Raw genomic sequence first — 26556 nt, 5'->3', positions numbered from 1 at the left:
TTACGTTTTTATTCTTTTAGCTGAGTTTAACAACTCCCCCTCACTTTGTAATCATAGGCATTAAAAAGTTTAAATTGGTCAGTATTTTAATTGCCTTTTTCTCTTCTTTTTGGCTGTACTTTCGAATAAGTTGATTAATGGCAATTTATGCTTGAATAAGCTAGAATTATCAGTATTACAGGAGGGTTTATGACTACCAAAACTGCTAAGACTAGCAATCAGCAAAAAACTAAGTTTATGCCCGATATGGATAACTTTAAGGTCAGTTTAAGCTATGAAGGTCTAACGCTGAAAACTAATAGTGAAGGCAAAAGTATTGCTGAATTGAAGCGTAAATATGCGCGATAAATACGGGGTAGCTCAAGATAAATATTGCTACCCTGCCTCTGATGTATTAATTAATTTATTAGATATTCGAGAATCGGATATATTAGATCAAGCTGAAGCTGAGTTTACCGCTGAACGCTATAGAACTTATGACTCCCCCGAACAACCTCTATCTAAGTTTTCACTTGAGCATTTAAAACATCTTCATCACCACTTATTTCAAGACTTATATGTGTGGGCAGGTCAAATTAGGGATGTTGATATCTCCAAGGGTAATACCCGCTTTTGTACTTGGACGCGTATTGAGCCTGAAGCTAACAAATTATTTCGAACCATTCCGGCAATATCGAATTGTCAGAATAATGATGAACTAATTGAAAAAGTGGCAGACTTGTTTTGTGAGCTAAATTTACTTCACCCATTCCGCGAAGGTAACGGTAGAGTGTTACGTTTCTTTTTTGAAGAAATGTTATATAGCATCGGCTATAAGGTTTCGTGGCCTCCAATCTCTCAGAGAGAGTGGATTGATGCGAATATTGCAGGTGTGAATTTAAACCTAGATTTACTTAAACGTATTTTTAGTCAAGCAATTTCTGAGCTTTGATAGTGTACTGAAATCACTACCAAATTTACTCAATAAAAAACCTTGTGGCAGCACCACAAGGTTTTAAAATTGACTCGCAACGCGAGTTTATCTCATCGTTACAAACTCTTCTGAGCCCGTCGGGTGAATAGCCACAACAGCATCAAAGTCTGCTTTGGTTGCGCCCATCTTCATTGCAACGGCAAAGCCTTGGATCATTTCGTCAACGGTAAAGCCAATGCCGTGTAAGCCAACAACTTTTTCGTCTTCGCCTGCACACACTAGCATCATGTTACATGCTTGACGGTGCTGAGTAACCGCTGTGTACATTGCTGCAAAGCTTGATTTATATACTTTAACGTTATCGCTGCCGTATTGATCAATCGCTTGCTGCTCTGTTAAACCAATTGTGCCGATTGGTGGATGGCTGAATACCACAGTAGGTACTAGCTCGTAGTCCATTTTTAAATCATCAGGTAGTTCTTTATTGAATAAGCGCTCTGATAAAATACGACCTGCTTTAACGGCTACTGGCGTAAGTTCGATACCGTTTTCGATGATATCGCCAACTGCGTATACGTTTTCAGCTGTGGTGTTTTGGAATTCGTCTACTTTAACGTAACCAGCTTCAGTTACTTCAACACCTGCCGCAGCAAGATTGATCTTGTCAGTTGTAGGTGTACGGCCAATTGCCCAAATAACTTCATCAACGTTTTGGCTGTGACTATTTTCAAAGTGAATGGTTAAGCTGCCATCGCTTTCTTTAACTACTTCTTTAGGTGTGCACTCAGTGTGAAGAGTCGGGCCTTCTTTTGCCATAATATCGACAAGCGTATCAACAATGTATGGGTCAAAAGTACGTAATGGTTTGTTTTTACGAACAAACAGGTGTGTTTCTGTACCAAGGCTATGAAGTACGCCTGCGATTTCAACGGCAATGTAGCCTGCACCAACCACAGCAACACGCTTAGGCTGTGCGTCTAGCTCAAAGAAGCCATTTGAATCAATACCAAGCTCAGCGCCTGGAATGTTAGGAATAGTAGGGCGACCACCAACAGCAACAAGGATATGGTCAGCAGTGTATAGCTCACCGTTTACTTCAACTGTTTTGTTATCAACAAACTTAGCAAAGCCATTGATTACAGTTACACCATTGCTAGATAAGTACTTGTTGTAACCTTGGTGAATACGGCCAATATACGCTTCGCGGCTTTCAACTAATTTAGCCCAGCTAAAACCTTTTAATTCAACATCAAAGCCGTAGTCAGGTGCATATGCGTTAATTGCTTCAGCAATTTGTGCGCCGTGCCACATTACTTTCTTTGGAACACAACCCACGTTTACACAGGTGCCACCCATGTGTTTTGCTTCAATAAGAGCGACTTTTGCGCCACGCATTGCTGCACGGTTTGCAGAGGCAATACCGCCACTACCACCACCAATTGCAATGTAATCAAAATGCTGAGCCATAGTTTGTCCTCAAAAATAGATAACTTTTTATTAATTAATCGATTTAGTAATAAGTTGATAATAGCATAATAAAGACCAAGGTTAAGCCCCTTGTATTTCATCAATTCGCCCCAACTTCAAAATCATCTTCGCATAAAATTTGAGAACGAAAATGACAATTGCAGAAAATAACCCGCTCATTGGCTTAGAAGGGCTTCCGCCGTTTTCTAAAATTAAACCAGCACACGTAGTGCCAGCATTAAAAGCAGCGATTGCTGAGTGTCGTACCAAAATAGATGAGGTACTGGCAAGCAAATCATACACATGGAATGATTTGGTGCTTCCGCTTGAAGAAGCTGATGACAAGTTATCACGCTTATTTTCACCGGTATCACATATGAATTCTGTCGTTAATAACGACGAGCTACGTGAAGCCTATGAGCAATGTTTGCCGTTGTTATCTGAGTATTCAACCTTTGTTGGTCAGCATCAAGGTTTGTACGATGCTTACAACGCACTTCACAACAGTGATGAATTTAAAACACTAACGACTGCCCAGCAAAAAACTATTACTAATGCACTGCGCGATTTTGAGCTATCTGGTATTGCCTTAAAGCCTGAGCAACAAAAGCGTTATGGCGAAATCAGTGCGCGTTTATCTGAGCTGGCCTCTAAGTTCGGTAACAATGTAATGGATGCCACGCTTGCTTGGCAAAAGCATATTACAGATGAAAGCGAACTGGCTGGTTTACCAGAGTCTGCGTTAGCACTAGGTGCTGATACAGCTAAAAGCAAAGAGCTAGAAGGCTGGGTATTCACGCTAGATTTTCCATCTTACCTACCCATTATGACTTATGCTGATAACCGCGAGTTACGTGAAGAGTTTTACACTGCGTTTGTGACGCGTGCCTCTGATCAAGGCCCTAACGCTGGTGAATTTGATAACTCAGCTATTATGAGCGAAGAGCTTGCCCTGCGTCATGAACTTGCCGAGTTACTTGGCTTTAACAGCTACGCTGATATGTCATTGGCGACTAAAATGGCAGAAACGCCAGAGCAAGTTTTCTCATTCTTAGAAGATTTAGCTGCTAAGTCTAAGCCACAAGCTGAGCAAGAGCTTGCTGAGCTAACAGCTTACGCAAAAGATAAGCACGGTGTGACTGAACTGGCTGCGTGGGACTACGCTTACTACGGCGAAAAGCTCAAGCAAGAGAAGTACGCGATTTCTGATGAAGTGCTGCGCCCATATTTTCCAGCCAATAAAGTTCTAAGTGGCTTATTCACTACCGTTAATCGTTTATTTGGTATTAGCGTTAAAGAAGTGACAGAGTTTGATACTTACCACCCTGATGTACGTTTCTTCGAAATTTACGATAACAGCAACACGTTACGTGGTCGCTTTTATCTAGATTTATATGCCCGCGATCGCAAGCGTGGCGGTGCTTGGATGGATGACTGCATGGGTCGAAAAGTACGTGCAAACGGCGAATTACAAACCCCAGTTGCGTACTTAGTGTGTAACTTTAATAAAGCAGTGGGTGATAAGCCGGCTTTGTTTACGCATAACGAAGTGACTACGTTATTCCATGAGTTTGGTCATGGTATTCACCATATGTTGACACAAGTTGATGCAGCGCCAGTTGCTGGTATTAACGGTGTTGCATGGGACGCGGTTGAGTTACCAAGTCAGTTCCTTGAAAACTGGTGTTACGAAGAAGAAGCGCTGAGCTTTATTTCGGGTCATTACGAAACAGATGAGCCATTACCAAAAGAGTTACTAGATAAACTCCTTGCGGCGAAGAACTTCCAATCAGGTATGCAAATGCTGCGTCAGCTTGAGTTCTCGTTGTTTGATTTTACTATTCACCATACTTACAAAGCAGGTGAGCCATGTCATATTCAAGCAACACTTGATGAGGTACGCAGTAAAACGGCTGTTGTTAAAGCGCCAGCGTTTAATCGTTTCCAGCATGGCTTTAGCCATATTTTTGCAGGCGGTTATAGCGCAGGTTATTACTCTTATAAATGGGCTGAAGTACTCTCGGCCGATGCGTTTTCTAAATTTGAAGAAGAAGGCATTTTTAACCCAGCAACGGGCGAAGCTTTCTTAAAGAACATTTTAGAAAAAGGGGGGAGCGAAGAGCCTATGGAGCTATTTAAAAAGTTCCGCGGACGCGAACCACAAGTTGATGCACTACTAAGACATAGTGGTATTGCAGCATAATACACATTACTTAAACTAAAGCGCCGTAAGGCGCTTTTTTATTAATAATTCTTAGCAAATTCAATCTTGCGTACTATTCTTTTTAAAAACAGTTGCAGGAATTAAGTATGTCAAAACTTGTATTAGCCATTGATGATGATAAGTATGTCCATCATGTGATTGAAGAATCACTATCGGGCTTTTGCACGTTGATCCATGCTAAAAATGGTGAAGAAGGATTAAGACAGGCGATAAAGTACAGCCCAGACATTATTTTACTTGATGTTGAAATGCCTGCTAAATCAGGGTACGAGGTGTGTAACGAATTAAAAGCTAACCCGCAAACTAAAGATATTCCTGTGATGTTTTTATCGGGTAAAGCGGACTTACCAGACCGTGTAAAAGGCTATAACGCAGGTGCAGCTGATTACATTGTAAAACCATTTAATGCTGAAGAGCTGATGGCACGTATTCGCGTGTTATATCAGTACCGCCAGCATTCAAAAAAATTAACCAGTGACGTTGAACGAGCGCAAATAACTGCCGAAATAGCGATGACAGATTCAGGTGATATGGGACGCATCATGCGCTACGTTGGGCAGACTTATCATGCGCATGATATCAAAGCGTTATCTGAGCATATGTTTGAGTTTTTTAACCCGATGGAGCTTGATGTCGTGCTGGCGTTTTGGTATCACGATGTCGGCGTGTTTTGCTGTGCCGAAGGTGGAGTATGTCCTTTAGAGCAGGAGTTACTAGAAAAACATCGTGATGCGAATCGCTTTGTTGATTTTAGCCACCGCACCATTATTAATTACCCTAAAGTGTCAATGTTAGTCAAAAACATGCCACTTGATGATGCCCAACTTTATGGTCGTTATAAAGATTTATTCCCGCATATCCTCGAAGTCACAAACGCAAAAGTTCAAGATATGGAAATTAATGAGCGGGCACTGACTCAGGCACAGCAAATTGGGAATGCCTTTAATGAACTATCTCAACAAATGTATCAAAACAGTGATTCACGCGAACGAGCGGTTGAAAAGCTAGCTGCGCAATTGGATGAGTTAAATAAGTCAGTCGCACAAAGCAATTTGTCGAGTAGTGATGAAGTAACTTTTCATCTACAGCAATTAGAGCAGACTAAGTTATTATTTTCTTCGCTCAATGATGATTTAGCGTTTATAAAATATCAGTTAAAACACATTATTGAAGCGCGTAATGATCTTCTCGCCAGTTTGCAAAAAATGGCAGAGCCTAGTCACACTGAAGATGTCACTTCACAAACGGATATCGAGCTATTTTAAGCCATGCTATACTGACGCCGATTAATATAGCTCGGAGTTTTGTGTGGTAATTCATTGTCCTTTTAAAGAAATGCGTCCTTATTTAGATGCAATAGAGTTACGTTTTGGTTTAGCTAAGTGGGCTGAGCAGAATGCGGGCTTTTCGCTTCATTATGACGACCAAGGTCTTAGCCTGAAGAAAAAGGACGAGCCAAAGCTGGGTGCAATCCACGTTGATTTTGTAACGGGTGCTGCAGCTCACCGCCGTAAGTTTGGTGGAGGTAAAGGGCAAGCTATAGCAAAGGCTGTAGGGTTAAATAAAGGTGCCACACCAGTGGTTCTTGATGCCACCGCAGGCCTTGGTCGTGATGGCTTTGTACTGGCATCACTAGGCTGTAAAGTGATTTTACATGAGCGCCATCCAGTAGTTGCCGCGCTATTATTTGATGGCCTAGAACGCGCCTATAACGATGCAGAAATTGGCCCCTGGATGAAAGAAAACATGAGCTTAGTGTTTGGCTCTAGTCATACGTTACTGGCGCAATGTAGTGATACTCCTGATGTTGTGTACTTAGATCCTATGTTTCCTCATCGTGAAAAATCAGCCCTCGTTAAAAAAGAAATGCGAGTATTCCAAGAGCTTGTTGGCTCAGATAGCGATGCCGATGATCTATTAGAGTTTGCTTATCCGCTTGCTAGTAAGCGAGTGGTTGTGAAGCGCCCTGATTACGCGCCATTTTTAAATGACAAAACCCCGAGTATGCAAATCAAAACCAAAAAGAACCGCTTTGATGTATATGTAAAAGCGGCAATGGTTTAAATCTAATGTTTTTGGATGTATCTGGTTTTTTCGTGTAGTTGTTTATGGTGGCATTTCATCATATTGTCATAAAAGGTTAATATTCTACGCGCGCAACGTTACTTGGGAATATCGTTTATGCGCGTGTCATCATTTACTCGGCTATTGGCCGTTTTACTTACTCTCGCTAGTATTTTATTAGCAGCCACTCTGTTTTGGGCAAGTCAAACCTTATTCGGTTTAGAGCAACAAGATAACGCTTATAACAAGCTAAAAAACACCATCATTATTGATTTAAAAAGCTACCTTGATGATTATTTAGAACAAGGTGACAGCCAACACTTAAATAAAGCTTCTACGCTGATAAGTGATGTTAAAAAGCAGCATTTAGCTAAGTTGCCTAGTGATCTTGCAAGTCAGCTTAATAGCCAGCTAACAGCACTCGATAAAGACATCAACGGTAAGTACCGCGCTTTAGGTAAGCTATCGGGTAACGAAATGGCGCTGCTTGATAACTCGTTAAGACAAATGGCAGGTTCAGCTTCATCATTAATTGGCTATGCAAGTAAAGCCGAGCCGCAAACAGCGCTTGCACTTGAGTATTACCAACTAGCTGCTGACTACTACAGCGAAGTCACTTCACTTGCTTTGTACACTTATAAGTTAGTGATCAACTTTGATCAAGACACTAAAAACAGCCTCAATCAAAGTGTTGAAAACCTAAATGCGCTTGGGGCTAAAATCGATAAACTCGAAAATTTAGGTGTAATGAGCGAAGTGGATGAAGACGCTTTATTTTTTGGCGAAGAAGCAGAAGATTTGGCCGGTGACATAAAAGCTGAGTTAAGTAGCTGGCCCAAACGCTTCCCACGTGATTTAGCATCCACTCTTGAGCAAGCAGAGCAGCGTCAAACCGGCATGCAAGCATTGCGCGAGCAAATAGGCGCCTTGTCTACAACGGTGCTCGGTGCAGAGCAAAAGCTAAAAGATGAACAGAGCGACCTTAAGCAGCAAGTGTTTATCGTATTTTGTGTAGCCATTGGCATGCTGGTGGTTTTAGCAGCAGGTGTGTATTTCGTACAGCGTAACCAAGTGCTTAACCCGCTGCGTCAATTGCGTGATGGTTTTGCTTTCTTAATTGAGAGTAATGAGCTTAAAAACATTGAGAGTAAAAATCCGAAAACTGAAGTCGGTGAAATTGCCAATTACTTTAATCAATTGATTGAGCGCCAGCGTGGTGAAGCAGAAGAACGAGCACAAATGCTTAAGGTTATTAATGACTTTATGCTAGAGATGAGCGAGCACTTACATACGATTGCCCAGCAAACTGATGCTAGCCACTCTCAGGTTGAACAAAACCAAAGTTTACTTACTGATATTCAAGACATTGGTGAACAGGTTAATAACATCAATGGTCAAGTTGCTGATAACGCCAAACAAACCTTTGGTGCGATGGAGCAGAGCCTAGGCTTTGCAGATAGCATGTTAACCGCAAGCTCTCGTACTGAAGAACGCGTTGAGCAAGGTCTAGATAGCTTAAAAGAGCTATTAAAAGGCGTTGATGATGTGGGCCAAGTTATTGAGGTGATCAAAAATATTGCTGAGCAAACAAACTTATTAGCACTGAATGCAGCGATTGAATCGGCGCGTGCAGGTGAGCATGGCCGAGGCTTTGCGGTGGTCGCTGACGAAGTACGAAAACTTGCCAGACAAACGCAGGGGTCACTTGATGATATTAACAATCAGTTAAACCGCTTAAGTGAAAACTCCACCATGGTATCGGAGCAAATTAGCGCACTGGCTAATGATGCCGAGCTACAAACACAAAATGCCCAAGAACTTAAACGTAACTCCGAAGGCGTAGCTGGCAACGCGCAAGATGCAAATAAGGTCGCATTTGATGCTATGGAGCTGGCTAAACAGCAAAACGCCTTACTAGAAAACTTCAGTCAATCAATGCAAAGCATGAAAGGGCAGGTAAGCGAATCAAACTCTCTGGTTAGTGATATTCAGCATCGCCTACAAGAGCAAATGCATACCATTAAAGCCAGCTTAGGTTTATAACCCTCCAAAGGGCGAGCAATGGTTTACGTTGTTTGTCCTTAAAATCATGCTGTATTCAATTTTTTAGGTATATACTCTGTACTCTTATTTTCTTTCAAGGAATTACGATGATCGAACAAGGCCAAACTATACCTACAGCAACCCTTAGTGAATTAACTAGCGAAGGCATGCAAACCTTAACAACAGAGGCATTATTTGCAGATAAAAAAGTAGTGTTGTTTGCCGTGCCGGGTGCATTTACACCAACATGCTCTAATGCTCACTTACCTGAGTTTATTACCCTGGCCGATAAAATTACTGCTAAAGGCGTTGATGCAATCTACTGTGTATCGGTGAACGATGCATTTGTAATGAAAGCATGGGGTGAAGCTCATAACGCTGAGCATATTCGTATGTTAGCAGATGGTGATGCAAGTTTTACCAAAGCACTTGGTTTAGATAAAGACACAGCTGGTTTTGGTGGTATACGTTCTAAACGTTATGCAATGATCGTTGAAAACCAAACTGTAACAGGGCTGTTTGTTGAACAAGACAAAGAGTTTGTAGTAAGCCGCGCTGAAGCTGTGCTAGAAAAGCTTTAATAGCAATTCATAAATACAAAAAAGCCGGACGTAAGTCCGGCTGAAAGTCCCTGGGGGTGACTTAGGAGATCAACTATTAAGGTTGATATTGCGCATCCAGTGTAACACCCGAGAAAGTACGGTAAGCATTTAAGCTTAAGTGCCAAGTACCTGCTTGTGGATTACTGAACGTACAAGTTTCTGCGTTACCGTTTTTGTAAGGGCGACAATCATAGCTTGATGATGTTGGTTGGCTACCAAACTTAACGAATAAGTCTGAATCGCCAGTACCGCCTGATGTCGTTACTGTAAAGCTTGCCATACCGGCAGGAACATCAATAGTGTAATGCTTCCATTGGCCTGCACTTGCAGAGATATCTGTTACTGTGCCACCACCTGCTTGTGGTGAACCTGAGCCTGAACCACCGCCAGAAGTTGTTAAATCACCTACTAGGCTAACACCTGAGTATGCAGAGTAACCATTCAGCATTACATGGTAAGTACCTGCTGTTGGGTTATCGATAGAACATACTTCGTTGTTACCGCCTTTATACGGGCGACAATCATAGGTTGATGTTGTTGGTGCGCTACCTGCACGAACGTAAAGGTCAGCATCGCCTGAACCGCCACTCATTGTGAAGGTTACGTTAGTCGCACCTGTTGGAACTTCCATTGTGTAGAAAGTTTGGCTGCTAGCAGAGCCACTTAAACCAGTTAGTGCTTGACCATCTTCTAATACGTTACCCGTTGGTGGTGGCGGTGTTGTACCTGAGGCTGCTGCAACCGCGGCTGCCGCATCAACAATACCTGTACCACAGCTAGTACATGTTGCTGGGAAAGAACGAGTTGTCGATTTTAAGATACTTTCGATTTCATCAGGTGTTGCTGATGGCTTAGCTTGTTTGATTAATGCTGCGACACCCGCAACATGTGGAGCTGCCATCGATGTACCTTGTGAGTAGTGGTATGAATCACTGCTAGGGCTTGAAGAGCCTGAGTTGTGAGTAGATAACACACCTTCAGAGTCATTCGCAAAGCTTTGCGCGCCACCCGGTGCTGCAACGTCAATGTTGCTACCGTAGTTTGAGTAGTATGCACGACCACCGTTACGACCAACAGATGCAACGTTTACAACACCATTACAGTTACCAGGGTTGTAGTTTGCAGAGTTATCGTTATCGTTACCTGCAGCGATTACAATTACAGAACCGTTGTTACGCGCTTGATTGATTGCATTTTGCGTTGTTGAGCTACATGAACCGCTACCACCTAAACTCATGTTAATAACATCAGCAGGGTTAGCATTTGCTGGTACGCCAGAAACTGAACCACCCGATGCCCAGATGATGCCGTCAGCGATATCAGAAGTTAAACCACCACATTTACCAAGTACACGCACTGGCACTACTTTTGAGTTGTAAGCAACACCGGCAACACCTTCACCGTTATTAGTGACTGCTGCAACAGTACCCGCAACGTGTGTACCGTGCCAGCTTGAGCTTTGTGCACTGTGTGTGTAACCACATTCGTTAGCGCTGATTGCATCACCCGGATCGCGTGCATCGCTATCACGACCACCGCCATCGTTCGCTACAGACACGTTAGAGATCATGTCATAGCCTTGAAGAATGTTAGCATTTAAATCAATATGAGGGCGGTAACCAGTATCAAGTACCGCTACAACGACACCGCTACCCGTTGCTGTATCCCAAGCAGTAGGAAGGTTAAGACCGCCCGCTTGCTCGTAGTAGTGCCATTGGTCGTCATAACGAGGGTCGTTAGGCGTCGCAAACGGCTTTAACATTTGGTCGATTTCGATGTATTCAACGTTACCAGAAGCGACCATTTCTTGCATAAATTCTTGGGTTTCTTCAGCTGATAGTTTTTTATCAGCACGCATTACGTGGTGATTACTCATCGCCATTGCACGAACGTATTGTGCTTTTACTTTACCTTTTTTGCTGCTGAAGTTTTTAATAAAGCCTTTTGCTTTTTTGTTCATCATAGTCGGCGTTTGTTCTGCTGCCGACATGGTCATCATTTCATCACTATTGTTTTTATACTTGATGATAAATTGAGTACCAAAGCCTTCTTGGCCTTGTAATTTAGCTGCAGTTTCCTGCATAGATGGTGACATAAGTTGATCTGGAGTAGCCATAGCTGCTGTTGTTCCAAACAACGCAGTCAAGCTCAGTGCAATTGCGCATTTCTTCAAGTTGTTGTTAGTTGTCATAATGATCCCTAGATTGTTATGTAAATCTCCACGATGTTTTTCGTGAAGGGGGACAAAGGTAAAATATATGTTAATTTAGTTAAAATATCGTTTTATTATGGTTGTCTCTATTTTGGTTATAACTAAATGTATAGACGTCTAAACCAGTCTTTTTGTGGTGTTTTTTGCTTGTTTTCTCATAATAAAGTTATAATTTTATGGTTTTGAGTTTTTGCTTTATTTCGTTTTTTGGTTTTATCTTTTTTGTAAAAACATCTCTGAGTTAACACAGCGACGACAATAACTTGTTATAATCAGCTAAATTTTTTTAGTGAGTATGAGTAATGACCCAAGTAGATGTAATTGTGATTGGTGCCGGCGCCGCAGGTTTGATGTGCGCTGCACAAGCAGGCTACCGTGGTCGCAATGTTACTGTGCTTGATATGGGCAAAAAGCCGGGCCGTAAAATATTAATCAGCGGCGGCGGGCGTTGTAACTTCACCAATGAAAACGCAAGCCCAGACAACTACTTATGTGGCAATCCTCACTTTGTAAAATCGTGTTTAAGCCGTTATACCCAACATGACTTTATAGAGCTGGTGGACCGTCACGGCTTGGCTTATCACCATAAAACGCTGGGTCAGCTATTTTGTGATAACAGCGCACAAGATATCGTCGACATTCTTTTAACTGAGTGTGAGTGGGCAGGTGTTAACATAGCGCTGCGTAACGAAGTACTCAGCGTGACAAAAAACGATGCGGGCTATGAAGTTATTACCGAGCAAGATAGCTATCAATGCGAGTCGTTAGTTGTCGCATCGGGTGGACTAACCATGCCTAAGCTCGGTGCATCACCAATTGGGTATAAAATTGCAGAGCAATTTGGTTTAGCAGTGCTACCAACCATGGCGGCATTAGTGCCATTTACGTTGCACCAGCATGATAAAGATCGCTTTGATGGGTTATCGGGGATCAGCATTCCTTGTCTGGTTACCAGTGAAGATGGCACCCAGTTTAAAGAAAACATCTTGTTTACTCACCGTGGCCTTTCGGGCCCAGCTATTTTACAAATCAGCTCTTTTTGGCGTGCAGGGCAAACTGTGTACATCAACTTGTTACCCGAGCTTGATTTAAAGCAGCAGCTTGAGCTTTGGCGTCAAAGCCAAGGGCAAAAGTCACTAAAAAATACCCTTGCGACAATTTTACCAAAACGTTTTGTTGAAATGCTGCACGACACGAAAGCGATCCCAGATTGCAATGTAAACCAGCTAAGCCATGCGCAAATCGACGCATTACATGATTACATTCACAATTGGCAAATTAAACCCAACGGCACAGAGGGTTATAGAACAGCCGAAGTCACGCTTGGCGGTGTAGACACCGACGAATTAAGCTCAAAAACCTTCGAAGCGAAAAAGTCACCGGGCCTTTATTTCATCGGCGAAGTCACTGACGTCACCGGCTGGTTAGGCGGCTACAACTTCCAATACGCCTGGAGCTGCGGCTTTGCAGCAGGGCAGTATTGTTGATTTGAGTTGCGAGTTGCTAGGTTAGCACTTGCTTGTAGGTCGTGCTTTAGCGCGTTTATTATGACGCCATAAATGGCGACCTACATCTAATGTTACGGTGGCTTCATGCTATTGAGTAATGAGCTGAACTCGAGTGCCTGTAAATCTCAAAGTGCTCTGATAACTCGGTTTGAAATAAAAAAGCCGCTAACTTAGCGGCTTTGTTGGTTGCGAAAATATGATACCAATCGACTTAACACGATTGATATAGGGTTAACGTAGGTCGAAGCGATCTAGCGTCATAACTTTTGTCCATGCTGCTACGAAGTCATCAACGAACTTCTGTTTAGCATCGTCAGAGGCATACACTTCAGCAATTGAACGTAGCTCTGAGTTTGAACCGAAGATTAAATCTACTGGTGTTGCTGTCCACTTAAGTTTGCCTGATTGACGGTCACGGCCTTCGTAAACACCTTCTTCAGAAGACTTAGACCACTTCGTTGACATATCTAATAGGTTAACGAAGAAATCGTTGCTTAATGTGCCAGGCTTTTTCGTGAATACACCGTGTTTAGTTTGGTCAGTATTCGCGTTAAGGGCACGCATACCACCTAGTAGTGCAGTCATTTCTGGTACTGATAAGCTTAGTAAATCAGCGCGTTCAACTAACATTTCAGCCGGTGATTTCCATGCTGAGCTGTAGTAATTACGGAACGCATCTGCTGTTGGCTCAAGTACTTCGAATGATTCAACGTCAGTCATTTCTAATGACGCGTCCATACGGCCTGGCTTAAACGGTACTGCGATAGAGAAACCTGCGTCGCTTGCTGCTTTTTCGATTGCAGCCGCACCACCAAGAACAATCATATCTGCAAGTGAAATTTCTTTACCACTAGATGCTTTTTTATTGAACTTAGTTTGGATTTTCTCAAGTTTGCTAAGTACTTTAGCTACTTCTTTCGGGTTGTTTACCGGCCAATCTTTTTGCGGAGCAAAGCGAATACGTGCACCGTTTGCACCACCACGCATATCTGTGTCGCGGTAGCTTGCTGCTGATGCCCAAGCAACACGCACTAGTTCAGATACAGATAAACCTGAATCTAAGATGCTAGCTTTAAGTGACGCGATATCTTTGCTATCAACTAGCTTGTGGTCGACCGCAGGGATGTAGTCTTGCCAAATTAATACTTCTTCTGGCACTAAGTCACCTAGGTAACGAGCACGTGGGCCCATATCGCGGTGGTTTAGTTTGAACCATGCTTTAGCAAATGCCAGTTCGAACTCTTTCGGGTCGTTTAAGAAACGCTCTGAAATCTTACGAAACTCAGGATCTGCTTTTAACGCGATATCAGTTGTGAACATGATAGGCGCATGACGCTTACCTTTAATGTGTGCATCTGGCACTAGGTTAGACGCTTGACCATTTTCAGGGATCCATTGAGTCGCACCTGCAGGGCTCTTAGTTTTAACCCATTCAAAAGCAAATAAGTTTTGTAGGTAGTTGATTGACCAGCGTGTTGGTGTCACTGTCCATGCACCTTCAAGACCTGAAGTGATGGTGTCTTCTGAGTGACCTTTACCACATTTGTTTTTCCAACCTAAACCTTGCTCTTCGATACCGGCTGCTGCAGGCTCTTTGTCTAAGCAGGTCGCTTTTTTCGCACCGTGTGCTTTACCAAAGCTGTGACCACCGGCGATTAGTGCAACGATTTCTTCATCGTTCATTGCCATGCGGCCGAATGATAAACGGATGTCGTCTGCTGCAAGTAGTGGATCAGGGTTACCGTGAGGGCCTTCTGGGTTTACATAGATTAAGCCCATCTCAACTGCCGCTAATGGGCCTTTAAGTTTGCCTTTTTTGTCACGACGTTCGTCAGTTAACATTTTGCCTTCAGGGCCCCAGTATACATAATCTGGTTCCCAATCGTCTTCACGACCACCGGCATAACCAAAGGTTTTGAAGCCCATTGATTCAAGCGCAACGTTACCTGTTAACGCCATCAAGTCAGCCCAAGAAATGCTGCGACCGTATTTTTGTTTTATAGGCCAAAGTAAACGACGTGCCTTATCAAGGTTTGCGTTATCAGGCCAGCTATTTAGCGGGTCGAAACGTTGTTGACCACCGCCTGCGCCACCACGACCATCAAACGTACGGTAAGTACCTGATGCGTGCCACGCCATACGGATGAAGAATGGACCATAGTGACCGTAGTCAGCAGGCCACCAATCTTGAGAATCAGTCAATACTTTCTCAATATCAGCTTTCACTGCGTTTAGGTCTAACTTTAAGAATTCTTTTTTGTAATCAAAGTAAGGACCCATAGGATCAGACTCTGTACCATGGGCACGAAGTTGGCTAAGATCTAATTGCTCTGGCCACCAGAATTGGTTTGATTTGATCTCGTTTGTAGCTTGTACGCCTGTTGCCACCAACAGTGATACCGCAACAGCTACTTTAGACAAAGCTGACGTTGATTTTTTAAACATTGTGTAGTCTCCAGTTAGAAGTTGGGTGAAATATAGATTTGTTCAGGTTAACTTTCCACTTACAAACTGGGGTTTAAATCGATTGATAAAATCGAAAAAACAGATGGTTTAATTGATTTTATAGAATAAAGCCAGCGAAAATGCTGGCTCTAGGGGAGGTGTGCAGTAAGCTTAAATTCAGCTTGTTGCTTATTCTTCAATAAAGGGTACGCCGTTTTTGATCCACTCAGCGGCTGGTTTGCCTTTTAAGTAGTGATCAAAATATTCCATCATGCGTACTGAGAAATCCACTTGGTTAGGGAATTTCTTCAGGTGATGTGGTTCACCTTCGTATTGTAAGAAGGTGGCATCTTTACCCGCACGACGAAGTGCTAGGTAGTATTGAACACCTTCGTGCCATGGCACAGCATCATCTTTGTCGCCAAACATAATCAGAATTGGGGTATTCACTTTATCAGCGAAGAACACCGGTGAGTTTTCGATGTATAGCTCTGGCGCTTCGAATAACGTTTTACCAATGCGGCTTTGCCCTGTTTCGTATTGGAACTGACGAGCAAGACCTGATTTTAAGCGAATACCGCTGTATGCACTGGTCATGTTAGATACTGGCGCACCCGATACAACCGCCTTAAACATATCTGTCTGCGTGATCATAAAGGCACTTTGGTAGCCTGCCCATGAGTGACCTTGTAAACCAATTTTATTTGGATCAGCAATGCCTAAATCAATCAACTTTTGAGTGGCGTTGATCATCGTTTGGGTTGACGATTTACCCGGATGACCAATTTCAAAACGGATATCAGGTAAGAAAATCGCATAACCATTTGAAGTAAACATCGGGAAGTTAGGACGATGATTTAATTCCATTTTCGGGAAGTCATACATGCGTTGGCTCATATAGCGGTAGAAGTACACAACCACTGGCACCTTATCGCCTTTTTTGTAGCCCGCAGGCTTAATTAATACGCCTTGTAAATCTTCACCATCAAACCCTTTATAGCTAATAAGCTCAGGTTTTTCGCCCCATGCAAAGTTGCTAATTTGTGGGTTGAGGTTGGTAACACGCTGTGGCTTTTTGAAGCTAAAATCAGCTTGGTAGTAATCAGGGAATTGCTGATATGTTTGCGCTGTGAATAGGTATTTGTCGGCATTTTTCGCCTTTTTAACTACATCATAGCGCTTTTTACCCGAAAGTACTTTGCTTACTTTATTGCTTGTTAAATCAAGTTTTGCAATTTCAGTTTGCTTATCTTGCAGGTTGGTTGCGCTTAGTAATAATGTTTCGTCTTTGGCAAAGCCCACTTGGTCTTTATCTAGTTTAATAACACGATATTGGGTATTGCTTTCTTTACCTTGAGTTAGGCGCGTTGCCTTTTGTGTTGCGACATCAAAAGCCCAAATATCAAATTTACTGTAAACCAGTACTTGGCTGCTGTCGTTTAACCAGCCTGCAAAACCATAACCCGGCTGAGGTGATGGGTAGTCATGTTTATCATCAGCAAAAATAGCGTTAATTGCTTTAGATAAGGTTGAAACCTTGTTGTTACCTAAATCTTTAAGCTGTACTTGGCTGTCTTGGAAAAATGCTGCAAATTGACCATTTGGCGCAAGGCTTGGTCTAAACGGATAGTCGCTGACGATAGCAGTTTGTTTACCAGTTTTAACATCAACACTGAAGTAATCTGCGTAAAAGCCGCCATACATAATACGTTCTAGGTAAGGTCGGTCTGAATAGCCTAATAGCGCTTCGCGATGAGTATTAAGTGAGACCTCAGGCATGCTCGGCGTGCTTAACTGCACAACTTGCTGACCATTTACATGATATACCGCTTGGTAGTGGCGAAGCTTATTCGCTTTGTTCCATTGCTGCTCTTCGCGTGGCTTAATTTCAGCGTCTTTATTGTGCCAAACGTTAAGGCCCTTTTGGTCGCGAATGGTATCGAAATCATATAAAGAGGCTTCATCTTTGTATTCTTTTAGGGCAACTTTTGCAGCGAGTTTAGGGTGGTTTTCAAAGTATAAACGAGCACCATCTTCAGACCATTTTAGCGATGCTGTTTTGCCAATAGTCCAGCTGCTATCTGCAGAATTAATGGTTGAAAGTGCCCCATTTTGTAAAAGCTGTAAGCTGTGGTCACGACGGCGTGTATCATCATTAACGTAATTACCAATTAACAGCGCTGCGGTATTGCTGTTTGGCTGCCAAGCAATTTTGTTTGCCACAACGCCCGGCTCATCAATCAGTATACTCGTTGCAAAGTCATTATTAAGATTAACTAATACAACTTGGTTGTCGGCACCATCACTGTAGCTTTGGCTTGCTAATAACTGCTCACCGGTACTGCTCATCGCATAGCTGAATACGTTGTTGAGAGTGTGCGTGGTTTTGTCTTGAAGGTTAACAAGCACTAAATCAAAGCTTTTATCTTTTTTATCTGGCTTGATTTCGCTGCTGTTTTCGTCTTTTTCTTCGCTGTCTTTTTTATCTGCTTTTTTATCGAGTCGGTAAGCAAGCCATGCACCATCATCCGATAATACATAGTCTTTTACATCGTTAAAGGTCTGTTGCTCACCACTTTTAGTATTCACTAAAACAAGGTTGTTCTTTAGCTCATCTTTTTTCTTGGTGGTTTCTTTTTCAAGTAAGCTTGGTACCTGAGTAAAAGCCACCCAGTTTGCTGCTTTATTAATAGTTGGGCGAGTACCGCGCTCAACGCTAGTTAGTAGGGTGTTGTTGTTTAATGTATAAACCTGACCTTGTGCATTACCGCGATAAGGGTCGGCACTAAAGCTAAGAATTTGGCCATCTTCAGAAAGTTGGGTGCCTTTTGCGTATTTAAAATCAAACACGTCTTTAAATTGCAGAGCTTCTTTCGCACTAACCTGTGCACTACCAAGGCTTGTCACCAAGGCTAAGCTCAAAAGTGATAATTGCGCTTTCATTCATCTTTCTCGTTGTTTTTAAATTGACGCACCCAGTGTAGCGTTTTTAATAAACAATTCGAGTAGAAACGATAAATCGCATATTTATCACGTTGGTTACGTAACTCTAATACATGAAGTTAAAAAGATACTTTAATAGCGAAGCCATCCTGCGTGTCAAAACTACACTTACCACCTAAAGCAAGCACTCGCTCTTCAATAAATAAAAGGCCATAGCCACCAGATTCTGCGTTGTTACGCACTTGCTCACCATTATCTTTAATTATGAGATCTATGGCTTGTTTATTTACACTCAACTGAACAAATAATTGTGAGGCGCTGCTGTGTTTAATGCAATTGGTAACAGCTTCTTGGCAGATTCTGTAAATAGCCGTTTGGTGTTCATCAGCCAAGGTACTGTTGATATCTAAGTTCGTTTGATACTCGATATCAGCTTTATTTAATAGGGATTTTAATTTGCCATTTTTTAGAGCGTGTTCAAGGCCTAACTCGTCAAGCTCTCTCGGTCTCAAATGATGCATAATTTGATACACAGAGTCATACATAGCTTTGGCATTTTCTCTAAGGGTAGCAATGATTGAATTATTGCTGTTTTGTTGTGAGAGTGATAATACTGCTAAATCTGTTTTTAGCGCTGTGAGATTTTGCCCTAATTCGTCATGTAATTCTTGAGACAGATATTTGCGCTCGTCTTCTTGGATTGTAACCATCCGTTTTGCAAGTTGTTTGTTTTTAGCAAGTAATTGAGAAAGTTGTTCATTGCTTTGTTGTAATTCAGCATTTTTTAATTTGAGTTCATTTGTTGCAGTACCAATTAAAAGCCCAGTAATTGAGTTTGCTAAGATAAATAACTGACTTATATAAGTATTCGTTGCATCTTGTTGGATGCCTGCTTGTACAACAATTAGACTATTGCTGAGTAAAGCACTCAAAATAGCACCTGTTGTAGCAAACTTATAAGAAAACCAAAGAATAGGCAGTAAAGAGAACAAGCGTAGCAGAGAATATAGGTCAGGCCTATGTATATAGGCTGCAAGGTAAACTATGGTCAGGGCTAACAGCGCAATTACGAGTAAATAGTTGTTTAGCGTAATTTTATGTTTATAGCTTTCCTTAATACTTAGCAATATTGGCGCAACGAGTAGTGTCCCTGTTAAATCACCTAGGGTCATATTGAGTTGGTATTGTAATAACTGCTTACCAGCTAACCATGTAGTGAACTCAAAAGCACTAGCAAACAAAAACCACTTGATAGCGGCTGTTGAAGTAGCCAACAAAACGATTGAGATAACGCCGGTATTAGCATCGATCTTGGGTGGCCAACGACTTTCTTTAAAGCAGTGTACTATTATCATGTAGGTAGCTTCTTGCCAAAAGCCATGTAATAAATCGAAGTGCCAAGCATCGTTATAAAACATGCCGATATAAGCAGCATAAAGCCTTGAGCTAAACCAAAGAATTGGCCAAAACCTAATTGGGAAGATAATAAAAAAAGCGAGCTTAACTCCCGCAGGCAAGAATATGGCGCTACTTTGCGCCACCGTTTCTAAATGATTACTTACCCAAGAAGAAAAGCATAAGGTAACAAAGTAAATAACAGCGACTAGAGCTTGTTTTGTAAACTCAGCAAAAGCTTGGTTTACAGATACATTCACGAAAGGAAAATTATGCCAGTTCATCAAGCGCAATGAGTCCATTATCTATTGCAATTTTGAGTAAATCGAACGAGTTAGATACTTTTAGTTTTTGGTAAATATTAGCCTTATGCACATGAGCAGTTTTAGGCATCATGTCTAACTGTTGCGCCACTTGTTTTGCGTTAAGCCCTTTTGCAAATAGAGGTAAAGCTTCCTTTTCTCTTGGTGTTAGTAAAGCGAGTTTATTAGAAGGGTCTTTATAGTTAAACTTCACATCTTCACTTATATACCTGCCGCCCTTAATTACAGAATTGACAGCGTCGATTAAGGCTTCTGATGCTGAACGTTTAGAGACGTAACCTTGCGCGCCCAAGCTAAGAGCGTTGCTTACATAAGGCTCGTAGTCATACATGGAGGCAACAATTGTTTTAATTTCAGGGTAGTAACTATTTAAGTAGCTTAAAAATGCTAGGCCAGTTTCTCCTTCATGCATTGAAATATCAACTATAAAAATATCAGGTTGTTCAATTTCAACGGCAAGTTTAGCCTCGCTAACCGTGCAGGCTTCAATAATTACCTGCCACTCCTGTTGTAGTTCTAGTAACTTTTTAAAGCTATCCCTTACTAGTTGGTGATCTTCAATAATACCAATACGCATGTTTCCCTCCATCAAATTTGATTATATCTCTAATTCAAATGGTTATGTCTAGGAATAATTCTTAGAATTTTGTGCGAACTACATCTTCTTTGTTGCTTACTCAATGAGTTTCAGAAACTTGTATGAATCGCTGTATTTTTGATCTTGGACAAGGTTGCGACATTGACTCTGTATGTTAGGGTGATACATTGAAATTGAACTGAAATTCTAGCCAAAGGAGTTGCCCATGTTAGGTGAGAAACACTCGTTATTGAATGAATTCCCTGAGTTTAATGAACTAATCCACAGCCTTGCAAAACACGATGCTCATTTCAAGAAAACCATGCAGCGTTATGATGATATGGATAAAGAAATTCGTGAGCTTGAATTGCAAAACTCGCCGATTGAAGATGCGGATATGCATGAAAAAAAGCAACAACGCGCCGTGCTTAAAGATGAACTTTATGACTTTTTAAAAGCCAATGCTTAATAATTGAATCGAAGCTAATGCTCCTGCTTACTGCATTCTTACGGTAGGAGCTTTTTCTCCCCTCTATTTTTACTCTCCAATTGTATTTAATCGCAATATGTCTTGAGTCAATCAAGGTTATGGTAGTCTTAGCGCGATTTTTTAAGGCAACAATGGAATAGTGCTTTGCACTGACTGGGATTAACATGATTAAAAAAAATATTATTACTACTTCATTAGCACTCATGGGTGTTGTCGCTGTCGGTAGCGCGCACGCTGATGAAGGGCAGTGGCAACCGCATCAATTAAAACAATTACAAAGCGAGTTTGACCGCGTTGGTATTGAATTACCGGCATCACAAGTGGCAGATCTTAACCAATACCCACTCAATGCAGTGGTTGGTTTAGGCTATTGCTCTGCGTCATTTGTGTCACCAAAAGGCTTAGCGGTAACAAATCATCACTGTGCTTATGGCGCGATTCAAAATAACAGCACACCAGAAAACAACTTAATTGAAAAAGGCTTTTTAGCAGCTGATTTATCAAAAGAGCTACCAGCAGGCCCACAAGAGCGTTTGTATGTAACTGAACAAGTGGATGATGTTACTGAGCGCGTACTGGGTAACTTACCTGCAGAACTACACGGCAAAGCGCGTTATGAAGCAATTCAAGCAAATCGCAAAGCTTTGATCAGCGAGTGTGAGTCAGATCCTAACTACCGATGTACCGTGCGTGATTTTCACCATGGCTTAGAGTACTTCATGATCAAACAACTGATGATCAAAGATGTGCGCTTAGTGTATGCTCCAGCAGAAGCGCTAGGTAACTTTGGTGGCGACATTGATAACTTTGAATACCCACGTCACACGGCGGATTTTACCTTTGTACGTGGTTACGTTGGTAAAGATGGTAAGCCTGCAGATTACAGCGAAGATAACGTACCTTATGAGCCAAAGTCGTTCTTAAAAGTGAATGCGAGCGGCGTAAGCTTAGGTGATGGTGTGCTGGTGGCTGGTTACCCGGGTCGAACTAGCCGCTATAAGCTTGCAGACGAAGTAAATTATTCTGCGAGTTGGTATTACCCAACATTGCTTAATACTTATAACATGACCCTAGACGTAATCGCCAAGCAGAGCGAAGGCGATGAGCAAGCACAAGTTAAATATGCCTCTCGTGTAAAAAGCACTAACAACCGTTTAAAGAAACTGGAAGGCTTACAAGATGGCTTTAAAGTAACGGATATTCCGGGTATTAAAGCTGCGCAAGAGCAAGAGTACCTCGCTTGGTTTGCACAAAGTGCTGAACGTAAAGCATACGCAGATTCATATCACGCATTAAAGTCATTATTAGTTGAAGCACATGCACAGCAACAAAGCCATTTTTACTTTAATTATGCAAAACGCGCAGACTTACTAAGCACGGCAATTCGTTTATATCGTTTAGCTAAAGAAAGTGAAAAACCAAATGCAGAGCGCGAAATGGGTTATCAAGAGCGCGATCTTCCTATGCTTAAAGCGCGTTTAGAGCGTTTACAAAAACAGTTTACGCCTGAAGTCGATAAAGCCTTATGGTTAAGCTACTTAGGTAACTATTTAGCGCAAGATAAAGCAGCGCAAGTTGCGGCATTAAACGACGGCTTAGGTATTACAGATACCACAACACAAGCTGAACTTGATGCGATTATTGCTTCTTTTTATGCTAATACAGAGCTTACAGATGTAGAAGCACGTGTTAACTGGATTGGTAAATCTGTCGCAGAGTTTGAAGCATCAAACGACCCATTCATAAAGTTAGCTGTTGCTCTATACGATACCAACATGGCACAAGAAGCTGACGAAAAAGAAATGGCGGGGCGTTTAGCTGAAATTCGCCCGCAGTATATGCAAGCTGTGATCGCTTTCAATAATGCTAAAGGTAAGCCAGTTTACCCAGATGCAAATGGCACATTACGCGTAAGCTACGCACAAGTTGATGGTTACCCAGCAGCAGATGCTGTGTATAAAACGCCATTTACATCACTACGTGGTTTAGTGGCTAAACACACAGGTGAAAAACCATTTGTTGTTACCGATAAAGTACTTGAAGCATACAAAAAGCAAGCATTTGGCGCGTATTACCGTGGTGACTTAGGTCTACCAGGCGTAAGTTGTAGCTTATTCAGCTTTGGTTGTGAGTCACAAGCGGCTAAACCTCTTGAAGTTAACTCAGTACCAGTCAACTTTTTAAGTAGCGCTGATACCACAGGGGGTAACTCAGGTTCGCCAGTCATGAATGGTAAAGGTGAATTAGTGGGTCTTAATTTTGACTCGACTTATGAATCAATCACCAAAGATTGGTACTTTAACGCCAAAATCACCCGTGCTATTCACGTTGATATTCGATACATGCTTTGGTTAATGGAAGAAGTTGATAACGCAGGTTACCTACTTGATGAAATGACCCTAGTTAAATAGCCCTGCTAGTTTGAAAATAACCGCAGCAATTGCTGCGGTTTTTTTATGTCTTTAATTTTTGCCAATCTAACGTTTTTAATTTGTTTATTTTCAATACTTTTGTAATGTACAAAGCAGATACTTTTACTTTGGAAAAATAATGAGCGCCAAACAAATAATAAAAGCCATTTCAGTGAGTGTTGTGGCAATAACGGCAAGCTTTAATGCCAGTGCAGCGAATACCGAAGCAATGTGGCCGGGCACGGCTTATAATCAGCAAATACCAACATTTAAACAAGTACTTGGATACGATGTAGGTGAGCGCATTACCAATTACAACGATATGCGTCGTTATTTAAGTGCCCTTGAACAAGCTGCGCCTGATCGTATTAAAGTGTTTAAGTACGCAAACAGCTGGGAAGGTCGTGAACTGGTTTATGCGGTGGTTGGCACTGCGGAGCATATTCGCTCATTAGAAACTCTCGCCAATAACACCCAAGCCTTGGCTGATCCGCGTATCACCTCTGAAAAAGAAGCTAAGTCGCTAATTAAAAATTTACCGACGTCTGTGTGGCTTCAGTATGCCGTGCACGGTAATGAAATTAGCTCAACCGATGCTGCACTATTCACTGCATATCACTTACTAGCAGCCCCGAATGATGCCGTTAACAGCAAAATTTTAGACAACACCGTGGTGTTTATCGACCCATTGCAAAACCCTGATGGCCGTGAGCGCTTTGTTACTCGTTATTATGCAACCGTGGGTCTTGAGCACAGTGCAGATAGGCTAAGTGCAGAGCATAATGAGCCATGGCCAAGAGGCCGAACAAATCATTATTTGTTTGATATGAACCGTGATTGGTTGGCACTTACTCAGCCTGAAAGTAAAGGCAGAGTGGCTGCAATCAATAAATATAAACCGCAAGTAGTGGTTGATATTCATGAAATGGGCGGCGACCAATCTTACTACTTTGCACCGGCTGCTCAGCCATTTAATCCGCATATGACGAAAACTCAAATCGCCAACATGGATGCGATTGGGCAAAATCATGCGAAGTATTTTGATGAGTTTGGCTTTGATTATTTTACCCGTGAAATTTTTGATGCCTTTTACCCAGGCTACGGTGATAGCTGGCCTGTTTTTTATGGTGCATCAGCATCAACTTACGAAGTAGGCTCTGCGCGTGGCCATGTTTTTGAGAAAAATACCGGCGAACTACTCACCTATTTTAATACTGTAAAGCGTCAGTTTGTGGCCTCAATTTCGACTGCCGAAGGGGCTGCCAATCAACGTGAAAAACTACTAGGTGACTTTTATCAATATCAAGTTGATGCGATTGATTCGGGTAAAGATAGCAAAGAGCGTGTTTATATCTTACCTAAACAAAGTAACCGTGAAGGCGCTCATAGACTCGCAACCTTAATGGCTGAACATGGTGTTGAAGTTAAACAAGCAACTGAAGACTTCAAAGCCTGTGGCGTTAAGTACAAAGCAGGCAGCTATTTTATTGATACTGCACAGCCACGCGGGGTATTTGTACGTACCACCTTTACTGACCAAGTAGATATGGCAGAGGCTTTTGTAAAAGAGCAAGAAAGACGCCGCGCTCGTAACCTAGGTGATGAAATTTACGATGTCACAGGTTGGTCGCTGCCGATGATGTTTAATGTTGATAGCGATAGTTGTGGTCGCGCAGTTAGCGCAGATAGTAAAGCGGTTCAGGCCGACGACACATTGCTTGGTAAAGTGAATAATCCAGAAGCCTCAGTGGCTTATATTGTTGCTTGGGGTGATACGGCCGCAGCACGCTTTTTAACAGCAGCACTGCAAGCTGGCATTAAACTGAAAAGTGCTGACCAAGCATTTGTATTAGGTGATAAAACTAACTACCCAGCGGGTAGCTTAGTAATCGAAAAGCGCCTAAACGATAAAGACTTACTGACTAAAATTAGCCAAATTGCCGAGCAAACTGGTGCAATAGTTGATGGTGTTGATTCAAGTTGGGTGATTGAAGGCCCAAGCTTTGGTAGTAACAAAACAGTGCCTATGGTAGCACCAAAAGTGGCGATTGCATGGGATGCAGCCACTCGAGAGCTAAGCGCCGGTAACACTCGTTTTGTTATCGAAAGACAGCTTGGCTACCCGGTGACAGCTATTCGCACACCTATGCTTGCTTGGGCTGATTTAAGTGATTACCAAGTGCTTATTTTACCTGAAGGTAATTATGAGCAAGCACTCGGTAAATCGGGCGCGGCTAATTTAAAAAGCTGGGTTGAAGCAGGCGGCGTGTTGATTGCCCTCGGTAATGCTAACCGTTTTACCACCAACGCTGATTACGGTTTGTTAGATGTTAAACGCGAGCAAGCTTACCGAGAAGATAAAGCCGATAGCAGCGATGATAAAAGCAGTAAAGTGGCAGGGCAGTTATTCACTTCTCGCGATGATTTAAAAGCGGCGAGCATTGAGCCACATACATCGCCAGACTATGTAGCCGGTGTACTTGCTAATGTTGAAGTAGACCAAGAGCACTGGTTAACCGCTGGGGTTGATAAAGACCTTGTTGCGGTAGCTTACGGTAATGATATTTACACGCCTATAAAACTGAACTCAGGTAAAAACCTAGCGTGGTTTACAGGTAAAGATGATGTGCTAGCAAGTGGTTATCTATGGCAGCAAAATAAAGCACAGCTTGCGTATAAGCCATTGCTTGTTCATCAACCGCAAGGCAAAGGCATGGTGATTGGCTTTACACAATCACCAACCTACCGCGCCTACCTTGAAGGCATGAATGTACTTTTAGCTAACACGATTTTCCGCGCTGCAGCACATGCTCAGTAAGCTAAAGGCCTAATTAAAAAGCCCGCTGACGTTGCGGGCTTTTTTGTGGGTAAAGTTTTATAGAGTAAAGCTCTATAGGGAGTGAACAATGAAATAAAAAAAGCCCGCAGGGCAAAGGGCG

Annotated in this window: 17 protein-coding genes; 11 read left to right on the top strand and 6 right to left on the bottom strand. The window is 42.2% G+C overall.

From position 1 onward, the window contains the following. Window positions 1-189 precede the first annotated feature (189 nt). Window positions 190-348: a hypothetical protein gene (locus JIG37_RS21870; protein ID WP_166338734.1), complete on the top strand. Its 159-nt coding sequence runs from the start codon at window positions 190-192 to the stop codon at window positions 346-348. Beyond that, window positions 338-931, top strand: a complete 594-nt coding sequence (locus JIG37_RS21865) for a Fic family protein (protein WP_166338735.1) — start codon at window positions 338-340, stop codon at window positions 929-931. The genes JIG37_RS21870 and JIG37_RS21865 overlap by 11 nt, the downstream gene beginning before the upstream one ends. 87 nt (window positions 932-1018) lie before the next feature. Here the strand turns inward: JIG37_RS21865 and gorA are convergent, their stop codons facing one another. After that, window positions 1019-2380 (bottom strand): glutathione-disulfide reductase, encoded by a 1362-nt coding sequence (gorA, locus tag JIG37_RS21860; RefSeq protein ID WP_199530276.1) that lies wholly within the window; start codon window positions 2378-2380, stop codon window positions 1019-1021. Window positions 2381-2531: 151 nt separating this feature from the next. Between gorA and prlC the strand changes: the two genes are divergently transcribed. From prlC to JIG37_RS21835, 5 genes are all read left to right on the top strand, one after another. Then, window positions 2532-4583 carry an oligopeptidase A gene (gene prlC, locus JIG37_RS21855; RefSeq protein ID WP_138616173.1) on the top strand — a complete coding sequence of 684 codons (2052 nt, stop codon included), beginning with the start codon at window positions 2532-2534 and terminating at the stop codon, window positions 4581-4583. 107 nt (window positions 4584-4690) lie between these two features. After that, window positions 4691-5869, top strand: coding sequence for a response regulator (locus tag JIG37_RS21850; protein WP_199530275.1), 1179 nt, complete (start codon window positions 4691-4693; stop codon window positions 5867-5869). Window positions 5870-5912: 43 nt separating this feature from the next. Then, window positions 5913-6668 carry a class I SAM-dependent methyltransferase gene (locus tag JIG37_RS21845; protein WP_138599257.1) on the top strand — a complete coding sequence of 252 codons (756 nt, stop codon included), beginning with the start codon at window positions 5913-5915 and terminating at the stop codon, window positions 6666-6668. A gap of 117 nt (window positions 6669-6785) precedes the next feature. Continuing rightward, entirely contained in the window at window positions 6786-8711 is a 1926-nt protein-coding gene (locus JIG37_RS21840) for a methyl-accepting chemotaxis protein (RefSeq protein ID WP_199530274.1), read from the top strand. Window positions 8712-8818: 107 nt separating this feature from the next. Then, on the top strand, window positions 8819-9292 hold the full coding sequence (locus JIG37_RS21835; protein WP_054552771.1) for a peroxiredoxin: 474 nt from the start codon (window positions 8819-8821) through the stop codon (window positions 9290-9292). A 76-nt stretch (window positions 9293-9368) separates the two neighbouring features. Here the strand turns inward: JIG37_RS21835 and JIG37_RS21830 are convergent, their stop codons facing one another. After that, window positions 9369-11504 carry a S8 family peptidase gene (locus JIG37_RS21830; protein WP_054552770.1) on the bottom strand — a complete coding sequence of 712 codons (2136 nt, stop codon included), beginning with the start codon at window positions 11502-11504 and terminating at the stop codon, window positions 9369-9371. Between the two features lie 323 nt (window positions 11505-11827). Between JIG37_RS21830 and JIG37_RS21825 the strand changes: the two genes are divergently transcribed. Then, a complete protein-coding gene (locus JIG37_RS21825; protein ID WP_199530273.1) occupies window positions 11828-13012 on the top strand; it encodes an NAD(P)/FAD-dependent oxidoreductase in 1185 nt (394 codons plus the stop codon). A 252-nt stretch (window positions 13013-13264) separates the two neighbouring features. Here the strand turns inward: JIG37_RS21825 and katG are convergent, their stop codons facing one another. The 4 genes from katG to JIG37_RS21805 form a co-directional block, all read right to left on the bottom strand. After that, entirely contained in the window at window positions 13265-15478 is a 2214-nt protein-coding gene (gene katG / locus JIG37_RS21820) for a catalase/peroxidase HPI (RefSeq protein ID WP_199530272.1), read from the bottom strand. Between the two features lie 189 nt (window positions 15479-15667). Further along, complete coding sequence (locus JIG37_RS21815; RefSeq protein WP_199530271.1) at window positions 15668-18421, bottom strand: prolyl oligopeptidase family serine peptidase; 2754 nt, start codon at window positions 18419-18421, stop codon at window positions 15668-15670. Window positions 18422-18540: 119 nt separating this feature from the next. Next, entirely contained in the window at window positions 18541-20100 is a 1560-nt protein-coding gene (locus JIG37_RS21810) for an MASE1 domain-containing protein (RefSeq protein ID WP_199530270.1), read from the bottom strand. Next, on the bottom strand, window positions 20087-20716 hold the full coding sequence (locus JIG37_RS21805; protein WP_199530269.1) for a response regulator transcription factor: 630 nt from the start codon (window positions 20714-20716) through the stop codon (window positions 20087-20089). The genes JIG37_RS21810 and JIG37_RS21805 overlap by 14 nt, the downstream gene beginning before the upstream one ends. Before the next feature lie 226 nt (window positions 20717-20942). Between JIG37_RS21805 and JIG37_RS21800 the strand changes: the two genes are divergently transcribed. The 3 genes from JIG37_RS21800 to JIG37_RS21790 all read left to right on the top strand — a co-directional run bounded on the left by JIG37_RS21800 (window position 20943) and on the right by JIG37_RS21790 (window position 26435). Beyond that, window positions 20943-21185 (top strand): DUF465 domain-containing protein, encoded by a 243-nt coding sequence (locus tag JIG37_RS21800; RefSeq protein WP_138616187.1) that lies wholly within the window; start codon window positions 20943-20945, stop codon window positions 21183-21185. Between the two features lie 185 nt (window positions 21186-21370). After that, complete coding sequence (locus JIG37_RS21795; protein WP_199530268.1) at window positions 21371-23617, top strand: S46 family peptidase; 2247 nt, start codon at window positions 21371-21373, stop codon at window positions 23615-23617. A 139-nt stretch (window positions 23618-23756) separates the two neighbouring features. Further along, the gene (locus tag JIG37_RS21790) at window positions 23757-26435 is read left to right on the top strand and encodes a M14 family metallopeptidase (protein WP_199530267.1); all 2679 of its coding nucleotides are present in this window, start codon (window positions 23757-23759) and stop codon (window positions 26433-26435) included. The last annotated feature ends 121 nt before the right edge of the window (window positions 26436-26556 follow it).

The organism is Pseudoalteromonas sp. bablab_jr010 (genome assembly GCF_016464105.1).
Lineage (GTDB): Bacteria > Pseudomonadota > Gammaproteobacteria > Enterobacterales > Alteromonadaceae > Pseudoalteromonas > Pseudoalteromonas simplex.
The sequence above is the reverse complement of the archived record's forward strand: the minus strand, read 5'-3'. Positions and strand labels throughout refer to the sequence as shown.

Excerpts from the sequence above, each read along its gene's own strand:
- gorA (WP_199530276.1), bottom strand. The coding sequence starts at position 2,380 with ATGGCTCAGCATTTTGATTACATTGCAATTGGTGGTGGTAGTGGCGGT.
- JIG37_RS21810 (WP_199530270.1), bottom strand. The coding sequence starts at position 20,100 with ATGAACTGGCATAATTTTCCTTTCGTGAATGTATCTGTAAACCAAGCT.
- JIG37_RS21795 (WP_199530268.1), top strand. The coding sequence starts at position 21,371 with ATGATTAAAAAAAATATTATTACTACTTCATTAGCACTCATGGGTGTT.
- prlC (WP_138616173.1), top strand. The coding sequence starts at position 2,532 with ATGACAATTGCAGAAAATAACCCGCTCATTGGCTTAGAAGGGCTTCCG.
- JIG37_RS21835 (WP_054552771.1), top strand. The coding sequence starts at position 8,819 with ATGATCGAACAAGGCCAAACTATACCTACAGCAACCCTTAGTGAATTA.
- JIG37_RS21790 (WP_199530267.1), top strand. The coding sequence starts at position 23,757 with ATGAGCGCCAAACAAATAATAAAAGCCATTTCAGTGAGTGTTGTGGCA.
- JIG37_RS21815 (WP_199530271.1), bottom strand. The coding sequence starts at position 18,421 with ATGAAAGCGCAATTATCACTTTTGAGCTTAGCCTTGGTGACAAGCCTT.
- katG (WP_199530272.1), bottom strand. The coding sequence starts at position 15,478 with ATGTTTAAAAAATCAACGTCAGCTTTGTCTAAAGTAGCTGTTGCGGTA.
- JIG37_RS21840 (WP_199530274.1), top strand. The coding sequence starts at position 6,786 with ATGCGCGTGTCATCATTTACTCGGCTATTGGCCGTTTTACTTACTCTC.
- JIG37_RS21800 (WP_138616187.1), top strand. The coding sequence starts at position 20,943 with ATGTTAGGTGAGAAACACTCGTTATTGAATGAATTCCCTGAGTTTAAT.
- JIG37_RS21850 (WP_199530275.1), top strand. The coding sequence starts at position 4,691 with ATGTCAAAACTTGTATTAGCCATTGATGATGATAAGTATGTCCATCAT.
- JIG37_RS21865 (WP_166338735.1), top strand. The coding sequence starts at position 338 with ATGCGCGATAAATACGGGGTAGCTCAAGATAAATATTGCTACCCTGCC.
- JIG37_RS21830 (WP_054552770.1), bottom strand. The coding sequence starts at position 11,504 with ATGACAACTAACAACAACTTGAAGAAATGCGCAATTGCACTGAGCTTG.
- JIG37_RS21805 (WP_199530269.1), bottom strand. The coding sequence starts at position 20,716 with ATGCGTATTGGTATTATTGAAGATCACCAACTAGTAAGGGATAGCTTT.
- JIG37_RS21825 (WP_199530273.1), top strand. The coding sequence starts at position 11,828 with ATGACCCAAGTAGATGTAATTGTGATTGGTGCCGGCGCCGCAGGTTTG.
- JIG37_RS21870 (WP_166338734.1), top strand. The coding sequence starts at position 190 with ATGACTACCAAAACTGCTAAGACTAGCAATCAGCAAAAAACTAAGTTT.